15 protein-coding genes are annotated in these 13990 nt (G+C 54.2%); 7 read left to right on the top strand and 8 right to left on the bottom strand.

What is annotated here, in order from left to right; translation table 11 throughout:
- Positions 1–222: 222 nt before the first annotated feature.
- Positions 223–837 carry a stalk domain-containing protein gene (locus PEH01S_RS19370; protein WP_025853304.1) on the top strand — a complete coding sequence of 205 codons (615 nt, stop codon included), beginning with the start codon at positions 223–225 and terminating at the stop codon, positions 835–837.
- Positions 838–937: 100 nt separating this feature from the next.
- Positions 938–1237, top strand: a complete 300-nt coding sequence (locus PEH01S_RS19375) for a DUF1292 domain-containing protein (protein WP_025853303.1) — start codon at positions 938–940, stop codon at positions 1235–1237.
- Positions 1238–1366: 129 nt separating this feature from the next.
- On the opposite strand, the gene PEH01S_RS19380 is transcribed toward PEH01S_RS19375, so the two are convergent.
- The gene (locus PEH01S_RS19380; RefSeq protein ID WP_025853302.1) at positions 1367–1786 is read right to left on the bottom strand and encodes a DUF1885 family protein; all 420 of its coding nucleotides are present in this window, start codon (positions 1784–1786) and stop codon (positions 1367–1369) included.
- Positions 1787–1923: 137 nt separating this feature from the next.
- Here PEH01S_RS19380 and PEH01S_RS19385 point away from each other — a divergent pair, with 137 nt between their 5' ends.
- Complete coding sequence (locus PEH01S_RS19385; RefSeq protein ID WP_127487492.1) at positions 1924–2766, top strand: Cof-type HAD-IIB family hydrolase; 843 nt, start codon at positions 1924–1926, stop codon at positions 2764–2766.
- A 41-nt stretch (positions 2767–2807) separates the two neighbouring features.
- Here PEH01S_RS19385 and PEH01S_RS19390 read toward each other — a convergent pair whose 3' ends face one another.
- Positions 2808–4277, bottom strand: a complete 1470-nt coding sequence (locus PEH01S_RS19390) for an aminotransferase class I/II-fold pyridoxal phosphate-dependent enzyme (RefSeq protein ID WP_456320092.1) — start codon at positions 4275–4277, stop codon at positions 2808–2810.
- Positions 4278–4641: 364 nt separating this feature from the next.
- Between PEH01S_RS19390 and PEH01S_RS19395 the strand changes: the two genes are divergently transcribed.
- The gene (locus PEH01S_RS19395) at positions 4642–5820 is read left to right on the top strand and encodes an MFS transporter (RefSeq protein WP_025853298.1); all 1179 of its coding nucleotides are present in this window, start codon (positions 4642–4644) and stop codon (positions 5818–5820) included.
- Between the two features lie 65 nt (positions 5821–5885).
- Here PEH01S_RS19395 and PEH01S_RS19400 read toward each other — a convergent pair whose 3' ends face one another.
- The 6 genes from PEH01S_RS19400 to PEH01S_RS19425 all read right to left on the bottom strand — a co-directional run bounded on the left by PEH01S_RS19400 (position 5886) and on the right by PEH01S_RS19425 (position 9944).
- Positions 5886–6476: a GNAT family N-acetyltransferase gene (locus PEH01S_RS19400; RefSeq protein ID WP_127487497.1), complete on the bottom strand. Its 591-nt coding sequence runs from the start codon at positions 6474–6476 to the stop codon at positions 5886–5888.
- Positions 6477–6524: 48 nt separating this feature from the next.
- Positions 6525–7187: a TetR/AcrR family transcriptional regulator gene (locus PEH01S_RS19405; protein WP_127487499.1), complete on the bottom strand. Its 663-nt coding sequence runs from the start codon at positions 7185–7187 to the stop codon at positions 6525–6527.
- Between the two features lie 171 nt (positions 7188–7358).
- Positions 7359–8120 (bottom strand): hypothetical protein, encoded by a 762-nt coding sequence (locus PEH01S_RS19410; protein ID WP_127487502.1) that lies wholly within the window; start codon positions 8118–8120, stop codon positions 7359–7361.
- A 162-nt stretch (positions 8121–8282) separates the two neighbouring features.
- Positions 8283–8708, bottom strand: a complete 426-nt coding sequence (locus tag PEH01S_RS19415; protein ID WP_025853293.1) for a universal stress protein — start codon at positions 8706–8708, stop codon at positions 8283–8285.
- Between the two features lie 96 nt (positions 8709–8804).
- Entirely contained in the window at positions 8805–9131 is a 327-nt protein-coding gene (locus PEH01S_RS19420) for an SPW repeat domain-containing protein (RefSeq protein WP_025853291.1), read from the bottom strand.
- Positions 9132–9317: 186 nt separating this feature from the next.
- Positions 9318–9944, bottom strand: a complete 627-nt coding sequence (locus PEH01S_RS19425) for a DUF1054 domain-containing protein (RefSeq protein WP_127487504.1) — start codon at positions 9942–9944, stop codon at positions 9318–9320.
- 200 nt (positions 9945–10144) lie between these two features.
- Between PEH01S_RS19425 and PEH01S_RS19430 the strand changes: the two genes are divergently transcribed.
- The 3 genes from PEH01S_RS19430 (at position 10145) to PEH01S_RS19440 (ending at position 13738) form a co-directional block, all read left to right on the top strand.
- Entirely contained in the window at positions 10145–11101 is a 957-nt protein-coding gene (locus PEH01S_RS19430) for an ABC transporter permease (RefSeq protein WP_127487506.1), read from the top strand.
- Between the two features lie 30 nt (positions 11102–11131).
- Positions 11132–12010 carry a carbohydrate ABC transporter permease gene (locus PEH01S_RS19435; RefSeq protein WP_127487508.1) on the top strand — a complete coding sequence of 293 codons (879 nt, stop codon included), beginning with the start codon at positions 11132–11134 and terminating at the stop codon, positions 12008–12010.
- Positions 12011–12172: 162 nt separating this feature from the next.
- Positions 12173–13738 (top strand): extracellular solute-binding protein, encoded by a 1566-nt coding sequence (locus tag PEH01S_RS19440; RefSeq protein ID WP_025853284.1) that lies wholly within the window; start codon positions 12173–12175, stop codon positions 13736–13738.
- Positions 13739–13990 lie beyond the last annotated feature (252 nt).

Below are 13990 nucleotides of genomic sequence, written 5' to 3' on the forward strand. Positions count from 1 at the left end.
CAAGCGCATGAATCGTCACGGCTCGCCTTGTGGGAGCATCGTTCGACAATGGCGGCTTTGTTGGCATATTTTGTATAGGAAATGGAAAAAAATCTTCTTCACACACAACATCTAGAGTGGCACTTGAAAAAAGCTGAAAGTTTTCTGGACGAAGCGCGCAACTCTTACCGCGCTATGGAGTATAAGATAGCAGAACGAAGAACATGATGGAGGTTGCTGGAAATGAAGGTGCCGCGATTGCTGACGCTGGTGCTGTCGCTTTCCTTATTCGGAACAGCGGGAGCGTTCGCCAGCTCCATGTGGGGCGATTTCGAAGGTTTTCCGAAAGTAAAGTTGATGATCAATAATGCGGAAAAGCCGTTCAAAGACGGTGAAACTCCCGCTTTTGTCGCGAAGGGAAGCGCCGTATTCCCCGTTCGTGTGTTGTCCGAATCTTTGCAGGCGCTCGTGAAATGGGATGACGCTGCGAAGACCGTTTCCATTCATAAGCCGAACGTACATATGTTTGTTGCGAAGAAGGTCAATGACGACTATTCGATCAAACAGCCGTTCGGCGGCGTGAAGAAGGGCGACCGTCTCGACTTTGCCGTGTTTGCGCAAGTGGACAGCTTGACGACGCCAATCTCTTCTTTTAAAATCTCGATCCATGCTCCGAACGGGGAGCAAGTGGCGGTCCATGAGAAAGCCGTCAACGGCCAGAAGGAAAGCTTCTGGTATCCGTGGCCGTTTAACGTCACATTCGCCGAATCCGGTAATTATGTCGTGAAGTTCTCAATCAAACCGGACGAGCGCAGCGATTACACGGTCGTCTCGGAAAAGGTGATCGCATCCGAATAAGGCCGGCGGACGGTTGGCGGACCCCGGTTCATTGACTTCGTCTTATCGTGCGTGGTACGATACGGGAGAACATTAAATTAAGATGAAATGAGGTTTTCCCATGAGCGATCACATTCATGACGCTTCCTGCGATCACGATCATAATCATGAGGACGATATCTTTATCGTGACCGACCAAGACGGAGTCGAGCATGAGATGGTGATGGTATACACTTTCGAAGCTAACGACCGGGCCTATGCGGTACTTCTCGATCGTAACGATATGGAGGCGGACGGCGTTATTTTCCGGATAGACGAAGAGGACGGCGAAGCTTTTCTTGCGAGCATTGAAGACGAAGAAGAGTGGGATCGCGTTGTTCAAATCTACAATGAAATTGTGGAAGAACAAGAGCAGCAATAACGAATGCCGTAAAAAACCTTTCTTGCTTGCAAGAAAGGTTTTTCGTGTTTTTTCAGCGGCTGCGACGGGCAGGGGAAAGAGTCGAAAAGACCGTTTCTGCCAAAGGCTGAAAACGGTCTTTTGGGACGTCTATTTACGCGGATTGAAGTACATGGTTCGTCCGTTGAATAAATGCAGTTCCGCTTTCCATAGCTTGGCGAGATACTTGCAAAATTCGTTGCCCTTGGCTTTGTCGCCGTGCGTGGCATCCTCGGGAAGAACAAACTGGACGTAGTGTCTTTGCGTCTCGCCTGACGTCTCCGATCCGACTCCTGCCACAATATATTTGTAGCGCGGGCTTGTTGCTTTTAAATAAAACCACTTGCCTTCCCCTTCGGGTTTCGTTTGAATCTCATACGGAAATCCGGCTTCGTCGTATTCCCAATTGAGCTGTTTGCCGGTCAGCGCAAGCTGCTCGCGGTAATGCTCCAGCTGGGCCTTCAACTCATCTAACGTCAGGGAGGAAACGGCGGACCCTTCGACGAACTTGATATAAGCGCTTTGCGCCATGATGAATGCACCTGCCTATACATATGGACTGGAACGATTTTCTTGTTTGAAGTACCATGAACATCATAGCATTAAGAAAAATCAAATACAATACTTGTTCCGGCAGCGTTAAACGGGCAGGGAAGAGGGAGAGAGAGATGACAGACAGAAGATTTGAAGGGTACTTGCTGGTCACGGATATGGATGGAACGCTGCTTGACAGCGCCAAGCAAATCAGCGGGGAAAATCGCGCCGCCATCGAACGGTTTACGGGCATGGGCGGCCGGTTCACGCTTGCAACGGGGCGGATTGCCGGCTCGGTCCGGCCCTTCGTGGAGCAGTTGCCCGTGAATGCGCCGGCCATTCTGTACAACGGAGCGGTCATTCACGATTTCAGCCGCGGAGAGGCCATCTGGGAACGGACGCTGCCTGCCTCGGCTAAAGAAGCGGCGGGGCGCGTTCTTGAGCGTTTTCCCGGCATCGGCGCGGAATTGTATGTGCGCGGAGGAGCGGCGCCCTATGTACTGCAGGAGAATGAGGCGACGGAGCGTCACCGGGCCGTGGAAAAATTTCCGCTGCAGCGGCTGAATTCGTACAACGACGTCTCCGAGCCGTGGATCAAGCTGCTGTTTGCCTGGGAGCCGTCGCGACTCGATGAAGCCGTACACGAGATCGTGCGGCTGACGTCAGGGACGGGGGTCGTCTGGGTTCGTTCGGACGATAAATATTTCGAGATGCTGCCCCCGGAAGCGACGAAGGGGCATGCGCTGGAACGGCTTGCGGCAGAGCTGGGCATCCCGATGGAGCGCTGCATTGCGCTTGGAGATCATCTCAACGACCTGGAGATGATACGCCGTGCAGGCATCGGTATCGCCGTCGCCAATGCGCATCCGGAGCTTCTGGGCGCTGCCAAGCGCCACGGCAAGCACCATAACGAGCATGCGATAGCCGACGCGATCGAATGGCTGGAGGACCAAACCCGGCAGGGGACGTTGGGGTAAAATGGAAAAGCTTCTCCAGAGGAGAAGCTTGAATTTTTTTTCTAGAAAATCGCGGGAGCTTCGACGATGACCTTGACGTATTCGATACTGCGGTCTTCCGGTCCCTTGACCGGCAGCCCGACATCGATATGCTCGGTAATGTAGTCGATAAGATCCTGCGAGATGACTTCGCCCGGGAGCAGAATCGGGATGCCCGGCGGATAGACGTAGATGAATTCGGCGATAATGCGGTCGGCCGATTCCTTGAACGGGATCAGCTCCGTGTCTCCATAGAACGCGTCGCGCGGAGCCAGGGCGAGCTGCGGAATTTTCGGAATTTTGATGACCAGTTCGTTGGCCTGACGAATGTTGTAGTTCTCCTCGGACAGCCGGCGCAGCGCGCCAAGCAGGGTGTCGATGTTTTCACGTGTATCGCCCGGCGTAACGAGACACAGCACGTTATACATATCGCTGAGCTCGACTTCGATATTATAGTGCTCGCGCAGCCAATTTTCCGCATCGTAGCCCGTAATGCCGAGATGGCGCACGTGGATGTTGACCTTTGTTGGATCGTAATCGTGGGTTGCTTCCGTGCCCAGAATTTCTTCTCCGAAGCATTCCAGTCCCGGGATACGGTTGATTTCCTCGCGGGCGTAGTTCGCCAGCTCCAGCGCCTGCTCCGCCATCCTATGGCCGTTCAGCGCCAGGTTCCGCCGCGCGCAGTCGAGCGATCCGAGAAGAATATACGACGTCGAAGTCGTCGTCAGCATACTGATAATCGTCTTCGCGCGGCGCACGTTCACGCGTCCTTCACGAATGTTCAGCACGGAGCTTTGCGTCATGGAGCCGCCCAGCTTATGCACGCTCGTAGCGGCCATGTCGGCGCCGGCCTGCATGGCGGACATCGGCAGCTTGTCGTGGAAATGAATCAGCACGCCATGGGCCTCGTCCACCAGCACCGGAATGTTGTAGCTGTGCACGATATCGACGATTTCCTTCAGGTTCGCGCACACGCCGTAATACGTCGGATTGATAACCAGCAGCGCTTTGGCATCCGGATGACGCTCCAAGGCGCGTTTGACGGAGGTGGTCGTCACGCCGTGATCGATCCCGAGGTTTTCGTCGCGAACCGGCTTCAGGAAGATCGGCTTCGCCCCGGCGAAAATAATCGCGCTCATGATCGATTTATGAATGTTGCGCGGAACGATGATTTTGTCACCTTGGGAGCAGACGGTGAGAATCATCGTCATGATGGCGCCGCTTGTGCCCTGCACGGAAAAAAACGTATGATCGGCCCCGAACGCGGCTGCAGCCAGCTTCTGGGACTCTTCGATGACGCCTGTCGGCTGGTGCAGGTCATCGAGCGGCGCTATATTAATCAGGTCGATGGATAGCGCGTTATCGCCGATAAACTCCCGGAACTCGGGGTCCATACCGACACCTTTCTTATGTCCTGGAATGTGAAACTGCACCGGATTGCGCCCGGCATGCTCCTTAAGTGCGGTAAACAGGGGAGTTTTCGTTTGATCCACGGTCATCCCTACCCTTCGTGTGTACAAGTTTAGTTGGCTATGCAGCGTTTGCCGGGAAAAAAGCAAACAAAATGAGTATAGCAAAAAGCGACACGGATGCAAGCGGTTTTTGGTAAATAGTTTGTTAACCTGACCGAATAATTAACCGCGCAGGCGAATGGAGGCGGGGAAAGCCTTGCCGGGCGCGCTTTTCAAAGGCTCCCGCGCGCAGGTTTGTCGATTTTGTTAATCTTGAAAAGCTTTCGTTTCCATCGTTAAAAAAGTTATGGTACGATAAGAATAATTTCTGCCCATGGCTTCGGCCGAACCCGCGGCTCAGGCCGTCTTAGGATCAACCAACAAATCGGGAGGAACAGTTACGCATATGAAAAAACAGCTGGCTATTATTATGGTACTGCTAATGACGATATTTATCGGCTTCGGCATTATCATTCCGGTGCTTCCCGACGCTGTCACCGGATCGGGGGCCGACAGCTATCATCTCGGCATGCTGTTGTCGGTCTATTCTTTGGCGTCGTTTCTGATGTCTCCTTTATGGGGCGGATTATCGGACCGGATCGGGCGGCGCCCGCTTATCATGACCGGGGCGCTCGGCTTTAGCGTCAGCTTCTTCTTGTTCGGCATTGCGGGGGACAACCTCGTGCTGATGTATGTGTCGCGGATATTGGGAGGGATGTTCTCGGGGGCAGCTACCGCGTGCGCCGTCGCTTATGTCGCCGACATTACGACCGAGGAGAACCGCACCAAGGGCATGGGGCTTGTCGGGATGTCGATCGGTCTGGGCTTCATCTTCGGCCCGGCGTTCGGAGGCTTGCTGAGCCACTTCGGGCTGCAGGTGCCGTTCTTCGCGTCTTCCGTGCTGGCGCTGGCCACCTTCGCCTTCGCCTTCTTCATGCTGCCGGAGTCGCTGACCGTGGAGATGCGGACCAAGCCGAAGGAAGCGAAAGCTTCCCGTTGGAGCGCCTTCGTCGGTTCGCTCAAATATTTGTACGTGCTTTCGTTCTTCGTCTCGTTCACGCTGGCGGGGCTGGAAGCGACGCTGCTGCTGTTCGAACGGGACCAGATCGGCGCGACGCCGACGCAGCTCGGCATCATGTTCGCAGTAAGCGGCGTAGTCGGCGCATTGATTCAAGGCGGCGTAGTCCGGCGGCTGATCAAAAAAGGGCAGGAAGCCCGCGTGATCGGCATCGGCCTGCTGCTGTCGGCGCTCGGCTTCGTGCTGATCCTGTTCTCCAGCAGCCTGCTTACCGCTTCGCTCTACTTGAGCGTTTTCGCCGCGGGGAACGCGCTTATTCGTCCTTGCGTTACCTCGCTGATTACGCAGAAGACCAGAGTCGGACAAGGGGTAGCCTCCGGTTTAAGCTCCTCGATGGACAGCCTTGGCCGCATTACGGGACCGCTGCTCGGGGCAGGCATTTACGATTATAACCACAGCGTGCCGTTCGTGACCGGAGCGGTCCTTTCCATCGCCGCTTTGTATCTGCTGTACCGTTTTATCGTTGCGGATCGTGCGGATACCCGGACAGCGGGACAGACCGTATAACGAAGTCATCAGGAACGCAAAGAAGCCGCCGCATGCGATTGTTCGCTGCGACGGCTTTTTCTTTTTCACTCCGGATGGCTCAGCACCGAATCCGCCCGGTCGCCGGCAGCCGGGGGCCATTCCTCCCGCGTCATGGCATAGATCGCATGATCTTCCCATACGCCGTGGATCTGCAAATAGTTGCGGGCCAGGCCTTCCAGCCGCATGGCGTTTTTTTCGGCGACCCGAATCGATCCTCGATTGCGGGGCATGATGGCGGCTTGAACCCGGTGAAGTCCGCAGCTCTCGAAAGCGAACCGGAGCGCAAGTCCGACCGCCTCGGACATGTAGCCCTGCCCGTTGAAGCGTTCGGAAATGTAATACCCGAGATTGGCGTTCTGCCACGGCCCTCGAACGATGGATGACAGCCTGACCCGGCCGATAAGCTCGTCCGTGCCGTTCAAAAAAATTCCGAAGGCGTAGGCGCTGTCCTGCTCCCGTTCGGCGATCGTCTTCACCAGAGATTCTCGTACGGCGTCAAGGGTAAAAGCGTTGCTGTCCTGCAGAGGCTCGAACGGACGGAAGAACGATTCGTTTTCCGCCCGCAGCAGATGAAGTGCTGGGACATCCGGTAAATCAAGAGGTCGGATATAGATCCGGTCTCCGTGTACAATCATGAAGCTGTCTCCTTTGGAACCCGAGTATGAAGCGTATGTCTCCACAGCTTACCGAGTGGCGAGTCCGTGCATAATAAAGCGGATGCACGTCTCCGCTTCTTCTTCCTCGTCCCATTCTTGTTCCGGTACGAGCAGGAAACGGGTAATCAGGAAGCCGATAATGACCGAGGCGGTCAGCCGGACCACGGTGGCGGCAGGAAGGGGGATAATCTGCCCTTCTTGTTGAAAAAAAACAATGACTTTCTTGATTCGCGATAATACTTCGTTCATGACGTCTGTTTTGAACTGCTCCTGAAGGTCGGGATGAAACGGAATCTCCTGCATCAAAATTTTGATCATGGGCCAATGCTGGCGGGCGAACTCTAGCCGGTTGCGGATGAGCGACCGCAGAAAGTCCTCGTACCGGGTATACTTCGCCTCCAGCACCGGTGTGAAATTACGGAGGACGAACGGGGCGACAAGCTTGGCAATGACCGGACGGACGATGGACAGCAGCAAGTCTTTTTTGGTTTTGTAATGACGGAAGATCGTGCCTTCCGCGACGCCTGCTTTTTGCGCGATTTCACTGGTAGAAGCTGCGGCGTAACCTTTCTCGGCAAAAATCTCGATGGCCGCATGCAGGATTTTCGTTTGTTTTTCCGTCATTTTCGGTTCTTCGTCGCTTAGCTTAAGCAGCTGCTCGATCCAATCTTCGTTCGATTCGGGTAACATGACTCACACCTCTTTGATGCATAGTTCGGGAGCCTCATATATTATACACCAAAATTGCCCTGAAGTGTGAACGAGCGTTCGAAAGCGGTCCCGCCACGCACATTCCCGTAAAGATGCCGTGTTGAAAAAGCAAAAAACCGCCCCTGCCGGGACGGTCCTGGTACCTAAGTACTATGGAGCGGTTGGAGCGTTGTTCGTTTCAGGCTTGTTCCTGTCCTGCGAAGGCTTGCGGTCGACCATGCTCTCAATCCACGGGGTCATCTCGTCCTTGATTTTGGCGACCAGCTGCTCTTTGTTGATTCCCTTGCTTTGTGCGATGTCGGTCAGCGATTTGCCCGATTTCAGCTCGGTTTTCAACTGGTCCGCAGTCATGCCGAGAATGATAGCGAGCTTGTCCGGCGCGATGCCCAGGTGTTTTTTGCCCGCATGCATGCCGATGTGGCCGCCTTTGCCGTCAAAGGTACGGTTCACCATCGTTTTCAGGTGCTCCGCCATGCGGCTCTTGAGCTTCTCCGCTTGTTCGGCGGTCAGCTTCCCGGAGGCTGCGGCTTCGTCGATCGTTTTGCTGCGCGCCGCCTGCAGCTTGGCGATCAAATCGGTTTCGCCGATGTTTTTGTCCGCGGCCAGCTGTACGAGCGTTTTGTCTTTAAGCGAGGCGATCAGCGAGGCTTTGTCCGTGCCGAGAATGGCAGCGGCTTCTTCGAAGATCGGCATGCCTTTGGCGGAAGCGCCGGACTCCTTGGAGCCGTCATGCCCGCTTCGCTTGCCGAACCATTCCTGGAATGGGTCGGCTTTCGCTTTCGCTGCGGACGGCTGAGCGGGCGCATCCTCGGCGTGGGCCGATTGTCCGGTTCCATACAGGACCCCGCCTCCAAGCAGAAGCGCAAGAGCCAGCGAGGAGACGATTACCCGTTTCGCATACGTTTGCTTCATGCAGGTTCACCTTCCTGATGTTGGATTGGTTTTGCAACCATGCTTAGGATAGGCAGCGAGGCTTAAGCTTACTTTAAAGCAAGCTTAGGCTAAAATAAAATTTGAGCAACGACGAATAGACCGCCGGTCGGGCGGTCTGGTCGGACGATATAAGAAGTCGTTTTATTTCACTATCAACACGGGAACCTTGGCCTGCTGCACGACGTTATGGCTGACGCTGCCGAGAAAGAACTCGCGGATTTTGCCGAGCCCCCGGCTTCCCATGACAATCAGGTCGCACCCGATCTCTTCCGCATGCGCTAGGATGGTGTAAGCCGGCTGCCCCCGGGTCAGCGTATATTTCACGTTTAGCGTCGACGGGATCAGCGCCTTGGCTTCTTCAATCGTCGCTTCGGCTGCTTCGATGTAATTGCTGTTAACCGCATATTCGCTTCCGATAAAGACGGGAATGGCGTACACATGAATAATTTCGAGCCGCGGAGGATGCAGGCTGTGAGATTGTTCCTGGACCAATTCGACCGCACGTTTCAAGGCTTTCTTCGATAAATTCGAACCGTCATAGGCAACAAGGATTTTAGAAAATAACATCATCCTCACCTCATTTGCGGTTTAGTAGGTTACGATTTCATTATACCACAAACAAGCGCTTACATGACGGAAAATTCAGAAAATTGTTAACAATTTTTAAGACTCCGCGTTCATATTATAAAAGTTCAGGAGGACCGTCACAACGCCAAGCACCAGAATGAAGAAGGTCATCCCCAGGCCGAACGAGAATACGAAGGGCATCATCATAAACCAAACGCCTGCCAAAAACGCTATCCAATGCTGCCACGAGCTCCAGCCGGTTTTACCCAATGCCAGCAGCGAGAAGGCGAGTTCAATGAAGCCGGCGCCCATACTGCTCCACAGGGCTCCGGAATGGCCGGAAAAACCGAGAAGCCACGGAGCGCCCACAAACCAAAGACCAATTAGCGCAGCCAGCAGGTTTCGCACCGCATTTTTCGTCATGCCTACCCCTCCCTGAAATGAATGCCGTTCTATGTTAACTATATGCAATCGATTTCAAAAGGTGTTAAATTTCAGCTAATTATTGTAAAAAATGTGAGCGGCATGGGGGGAGGCGGGGCAATCGCTGTGAAACATAGAAAAAGGCCCCCATCATCGGCTTGAGCCGAGGGGAGCCCTTGTCCTTGCTTACAGCTTGGCCATCTTGTATAAAGGCAGGGCGGAGAGCATGGTGTCTTTAGCCAGTTGGAGGAAGGCTTGTCCGTCCGCCAGCACCGGATCGCCGGCCGGAATGTTGCGGCCGACCAGCAGCTCGGTCTTCTTCACGTCGCGAAAACGGCGGAGGGCCTGCTCCAACTCGCTATCATCCAAGTCGCGGACCGCTACCGCGTCTTTTTTCATATGATCGAAGGAAAGCACGAAATCTTCGGGCAGCGCGGAGCGGACCTCCGGCAGACGGTCCAAATACGTTTGGGCAATCGCCTGCTTATTCGGCAGCTCGTAGATCAGGGCCAGCCAAATGAACACCCGGTCGTCGAACAACCCGATCTGAAAATGGGGGAGCTGCTTGTAGCCGCGCTTGCTGCTGGAGAACGACATCCACGTATCGACGGGCGGGTTCACCTTGCGGCGCGCATGTTTGGCGATGTGCAAAAACAGCTCTTCTCCCGCCTCCACGGCAATCTCATCCAGCAGCTCCCCGCTGATGGCGCCGAATTTGGGCTGAATGCGCGAGCGGATCGCGTCCATCCGTCCCTCCAGGCCTTCTATCGTAAAGGTTTCAAAATCCGTTTGGGTAAACCCGGTAAACTGCATGACTGAAGACTCCTTTTTTTATCGATGACAACAATATAGCATAAAATGGGACGTCCGGGCACGCGTTCGACGACTAACGACATTTTTTTAGCCCGAAGCTAAAAAAAACACAAGGACGAGAAAAGACATTCCATTGTTGAAAGCGTTTTTACGGAGTAGGATGAAACTACATTACAAGACGGAACAAGGAGGGGGCACGCATGGCGGTAAAAATGCAGGCAGTGAAAAACATCGGCTACCAAGCCGGGACCCGGAAAAACGTATTGCGGTTCATGTGGAAATACAAAACGCTTTATTTGATCTCGCTTCCGGGGATCGTCTATTTTTTCATTTTCAAATACATTCCGCTGCTCGGCTCGGTGATCGCCTTTCAGGACTACAATATTTTTCAAGGCATTCCGGGCAGCAAATGGGTCGGTCTCGCACATTTTAAACGGATGTTCGCCCATTACGATTTTTTGAACATCCTCAACAATACGCTGCTGATCGGATTGTACGACCTGCTTATCGCGTTCCCGGCGCCGATCGTCCTGGCGCTGCTGCTCAACGAGCTGCGTCTGGTGCTGTATAAGCGGGTGCTGCAAACGGTCGTCTATATGCCGCACTTCTTGTCCTGGGTCATCGTCAGCGGCATCGCCATCGGCATTTTGTCGCCGTCGACCGGAGCGGTGAACCAATTCATCAGCTGGCTCGGCTTCGAGCCGATCTACTTCCTCGGCGAAGAATCGTGGATTCGCACGGTGCTTATCGGCTCCGGCATCTGGCGCGATTCGGGGTACGGGACGATCATTTTCCTCGCGGCGCTGGCGGGCATCAATCCGGACCTGTACGAGGCGGCCGAGGTGGACGGCGCAAGCCGCTGGCGCCAGACGCTCTCCATTACGATCCCGGCGCTGCTGCCGACGATCATGATCATGTTTTTGCTCCATATCGGCAAATTTCTGGATTTCGGCTTTGAGCGCGTTTACGTGTTCCTGAATCCGCTCAATAAAAACAACGGCGAAATTTTGGACACGTACATTTATCAGGTCGGTCTGCTCGGACAGCAGTTCAGCTATACGACGGCCATCGGCTTGTTCAAATCGGTCGTCGGTCTGGTGCTGATCGTGATCGGCAACATGTTCAGCAAGAAAACGACCGGGGAAAGCTTGTATTAACGGCTGCGGGAAGCGGGAGGTGTAAAACTTATGAAGAAAGCAAGCGCAAGCTGGCAGGTGTTTAATGCGGCGAATCTTATTTTTCTGACCTTGCTGGGGCTGGCGATGTTTCTGCCGTTCCTGGGCGTGCTGGCGCAATCGTTCAGCAGCTCCGAAGCCGTCATTGCCGGAAAAGTATTGTTCTGGCCCGTCGATTTCACCTGGATCAACTATCAGTATGTGTTCAGCGACGCTTCAATCTGGCGTTCCTTCGGAATTACGGTGTACATTACGGTGGTCGGCACGCTCATCAATCTGATTGCCACCGCTTCGCTCGCCTATCCGGTATCGAGGCAGGAATATGTGGGACGGAAGGCCGTCGTCGTCATGGTGCTGATCACGATGGTTTTCAGCGCTCCGCTCATTCCGAACTTCATCTTGATGAAAAGTCTCGGATTGACAAATACGCTGTGGGCGCTGCTGCTTCCGGGCGCGATCAGCGCATTCAACTTTTTCATCATGCGCTCGTTCTTTATGCAGATTCCCTCGGAGATTATCGATTCCGGGCGGATCGACGGCTGCACCGAGCTGCGGATGATCTGGAGCATCGTGATGCCGCTCTCCAAGCCCGTCATGGCGTCTCTGGGCATTTTCTACGCGGTAGGGCATTGGAATACGTATATGAACGCGCTGTATTACGTGAACAATCCGGCCTTGAGGCCGCTGCAGGTGAAGCTTCGCCAGCTGATCGATTCGAACGAGATCAATATCGACCCGTCGGCTTCCCAGTTCAGCTCGCTGGCCCATATGGACCCGGAAGGCATCAAGATGGCGACGATCATCATTGCGACGCTGCCGATCGTGCTTATTTATCCGTTCCTGCAAAAGCATTTTGTCAAAGGCATGATGGTTGGCTCCGTGAAATCTTAACCTTCGGCATCCGGTACAGGAAGCTTTTACACCGGTAAAACAGGACGTTGCTTCCAAAAAAAAGCGCAGCCCCGGGCAGGCAATATGCTATGCTCGGAAGGAGTCGTCCTTTTACACTAAATGCAATCGCTCCATATCATTTCTCAGAAAAGAGGGGTACGTATGAAGAAATGGATGAAGGTCGGGCTTGCCTCGGCCGCAGCTGCGAGCATGCTGGCCGCCTGCGCCAAAACGTCGGAGCCGCCGGCGGCGGAAGGAACCGGCAATACGAACGAAAAAGCGAAATTTTCCATCTCGATGAGAACGCTTGCCTTCAATCACGTGGAGAAGTCGCCTAACATCAACGAAGACAAATGGGTGAAAAAGCTGGAGGAGCTGACCAACACGGACTTGAACATCGTGCTCGTCCCGCACAAGGAATTCGAGCAGAAGATGATCCAAATGTTCGCCACCAACGACATACCCGATGTCGTGCAGGGCAGCGGCGGCGTAGCGGGCAAGGAGATGGCCGGCTCCGTTCAGGCGGGCGTCTTTCTGCCTCTGGACGATCTGCTGCAAAAGCACGGGCAAAACCTGCTGAAGAAAATTCCGAAGGAGGCCTGGCAGAAAGAGACGTATCAGGGCAAAATTTACGCGATTCCCGAGTTCCTCTCGAACCCTTCGCGGCGCGCGACCGCGATCCGCAAGGATCTGCTCGACAAAGCGGGACTGCCGGTGCCTAAGACGGTCGACGAATACTTGAACGTGCTGCGGAAGTTCAAGGAGCTGGGAGTCGAGCAGCCGTATCAGGGCCGCGAGAATTTCAAGTACGCGGATACGTTCTTTGGCGCCTACGACGCGTTCCCTTACCTCTCGATGCACATGCAGCAGGGCGATCAAATCGTGCCTAAGTTTTTCAACGTCGATAACATGACGAAGGCGCTGCAAACGTACAAAACGATGTTCGACGAAGGCCTGATTTCCAAGGAGTTTGCAACGATCAACCCGACTGTTTACAAAAATAATATTTTGGCCGGCAAGGCGGGCATGTGGTCGATGAACGCCAACGAAGTGCTGCAGTGGGAGAAGCAGCTGCAGGCGAACGTCCCGACCGCCAAGATCGAGCTGATTCCGTCGCCGGTCGGTCCGGACGGCAAGGGCGGCTACTACTTGTACAACTCCGTCACCCGCGCCTGGTTCATCAACAAAAAGGTAAAAAATCCGGAGGCGATCATCAAATTTTTCGATTGGATGCTGTCGGACGAGGCGGAGAAGTTCTTTACGTTCGGCATCGAGGGCGAGACCTACAAGACGGTGGACGGCAAGATCGAATACAAATCGCCGACGGACCCGCAAGGCGTGGACGAAGAGCGCTACCGTCAAGCGTTCCTGTGGATGGTGCAGGATACGAAGTACAACAAAGGCACGCTTAGCCTGACGCCGGAAGGGCAGAAATTGATGGGCATCTATGATACAATGTTGGCAAACGAAGGACGCGACGGCATCCAATTCGAGCCGCGTTTGGAAGCGTATATCAAAAATCCGGACATTTCGCCGGAGTCCGATTTTGCCGCTCCGGTGCTGCTTCAGCATATGGTCAAAATGGTATACGGCAAGGAGCCGATCTCCGATTGGCCGAAGGTCATCGAGGAGTGGGAATCGAAGGGCGGCAATGATGTTGTCAAAGAAGCGACCGAGAAATTCAAAAGCAAAGATCCGAACGTGACGATCTCGATGCCGCGCCGTTAATTGCGTCTCTTCAATTCATGTTACGGTTGAAATGTAAGCGTTTTTCTCCTCCCGCCTTGCGTCTTGCAAGGGCGTGAGAATGATTCTTTATCCCTTTTGCGGAGGGAAAAGGCGGTTTGTGTGTGGGCGGGGTGCGGTGTCCTGCCGGAGGGCATGTATCGTTTCGCGGCGAGTTTTTTGTTCCGATCCCTGCAACTGAAATCTTTTATCCAATCGGGGGATCGGAACAAAACGTGTCTGAGCTGAAGCGAA

Source organism: Paenibacillus ehimensis NBRC 15659 (assembly GCF_004000785.1).
GTDB classification, from domain to species: domain Bacteria; phylum Bacillota; class Bacilli; order Paenibacillales; family NBRC-103111; genus Paenibacillus_G; species Paenibacillus_G ehimensis.

What these genes read in the sequence shown, in the direction of transcription:
- PEH01S_RS19370 (WP_025853304.1), top strand. Translation starts at nt 223, where the DNA reads ATGAAGGTGCCGCGATTGCTGACGCTGGTGCTGTCGCTTTCCTTATTC.
- PEH01S_RS19375 (WP_025853303.1), top strand. Translation starts at nt 938, where the DNA reads ATGAGCGATCACATTCATGACGCTTCCTGCGATCACGATCATAATCAT.
- PEH01S_RS19380 (WP_025853302.1), bottom strand. Translation starts at nt 1,786, where the DNA reads ATGGCGCAAAGCGCTTATATCAAGTTCGTCGAAGGGTCCGCCGTTTCC.
- PEH01S_RS19385 (WP_127487492.1), top strand. Translation starts at nt 1,924, where the DNA reads ATGACAGACAGAAGATTTGAAGGGTACTTGCTGGTCACGGATATGGAT.
- PEH01S_RS19395 (WP_025853298.1), top strand. Translation starts at nt 4,642, where the DNA reads ATGAAAAAACAGCTGGCTATTATTATGGTACTGCTAATGACGATATTT.
- PEH01S_RS19400 (WP_127487497.1), bottom strand. Translation starts at nt 6,476, where the DNA reads ATGATTGTACACGGAGACCGGATCTATATCCGACCTCTTGATTTACCG.
- PEH01S_RS19405 (WP_127487499.1), bottom strand. Translation starts at nt 7,187, where the DNA reads ATGTTACCCGAATCGAACGAAGATTGGATCGAGCAGCTGCTTAAGCTA.
- PEH01S_RS19410 (WP_127487502.1), bottom strand. Translation starts at nt 8,120, where the DNA reads ATGAAGCAAACGTATGCGAAACGGGTAATCGTCTCCTCGCTGGCTCTT.
- PEH01S_RS19415 (WP_025853293.1), bottom strand. Translation starts at nt 8,708, where the DNA reads ATGTTATTTTCTAAAATCCTTGTTGCCTATGACGGTTCGAATTTATCG.
- PEH01S_RS19420 (WP_025853291.1), bottom strand. Translation starts at nt 9,131, where the DNA reads ATGACGAAAAATGCGGTGCGAAACCTGCTGGCTGCGCTAATTGGTCTT.
- PEH01S_RS19425 (WP_127487504.1), bottom strand. Translation starts at nt 9,944, where the DNA reads ATGCAGTTTACCGGGTTTACCCAAACGGATTTTGAAACCTTTACGATA.
- PEH01S_RS19430 (WP_127487506.1), top strand. Translation starts at nt 10,145, where the DNA reads ATGGCGGTAAAAATGCAGGCAGTGAAAAACATCGGCTACCAAGCCGGG.
- PEH01S_RS19435 (WP_127487508.1), top strand. Translation starts at nt 11,132, where the DNA reads ATGAAGAAAGCAAGCGCAAGCTGGCAGGTGTTTAATGCGGCGAATCTT.
- PEH01S_RS19440 (WP_025853284.1), top strand. Translation starts at nt 12,173, where the DNA reads ATGAAGAAATGGATGAAGGTCGGGCTTGCCTCGGCCGCAGCTGCGAGC.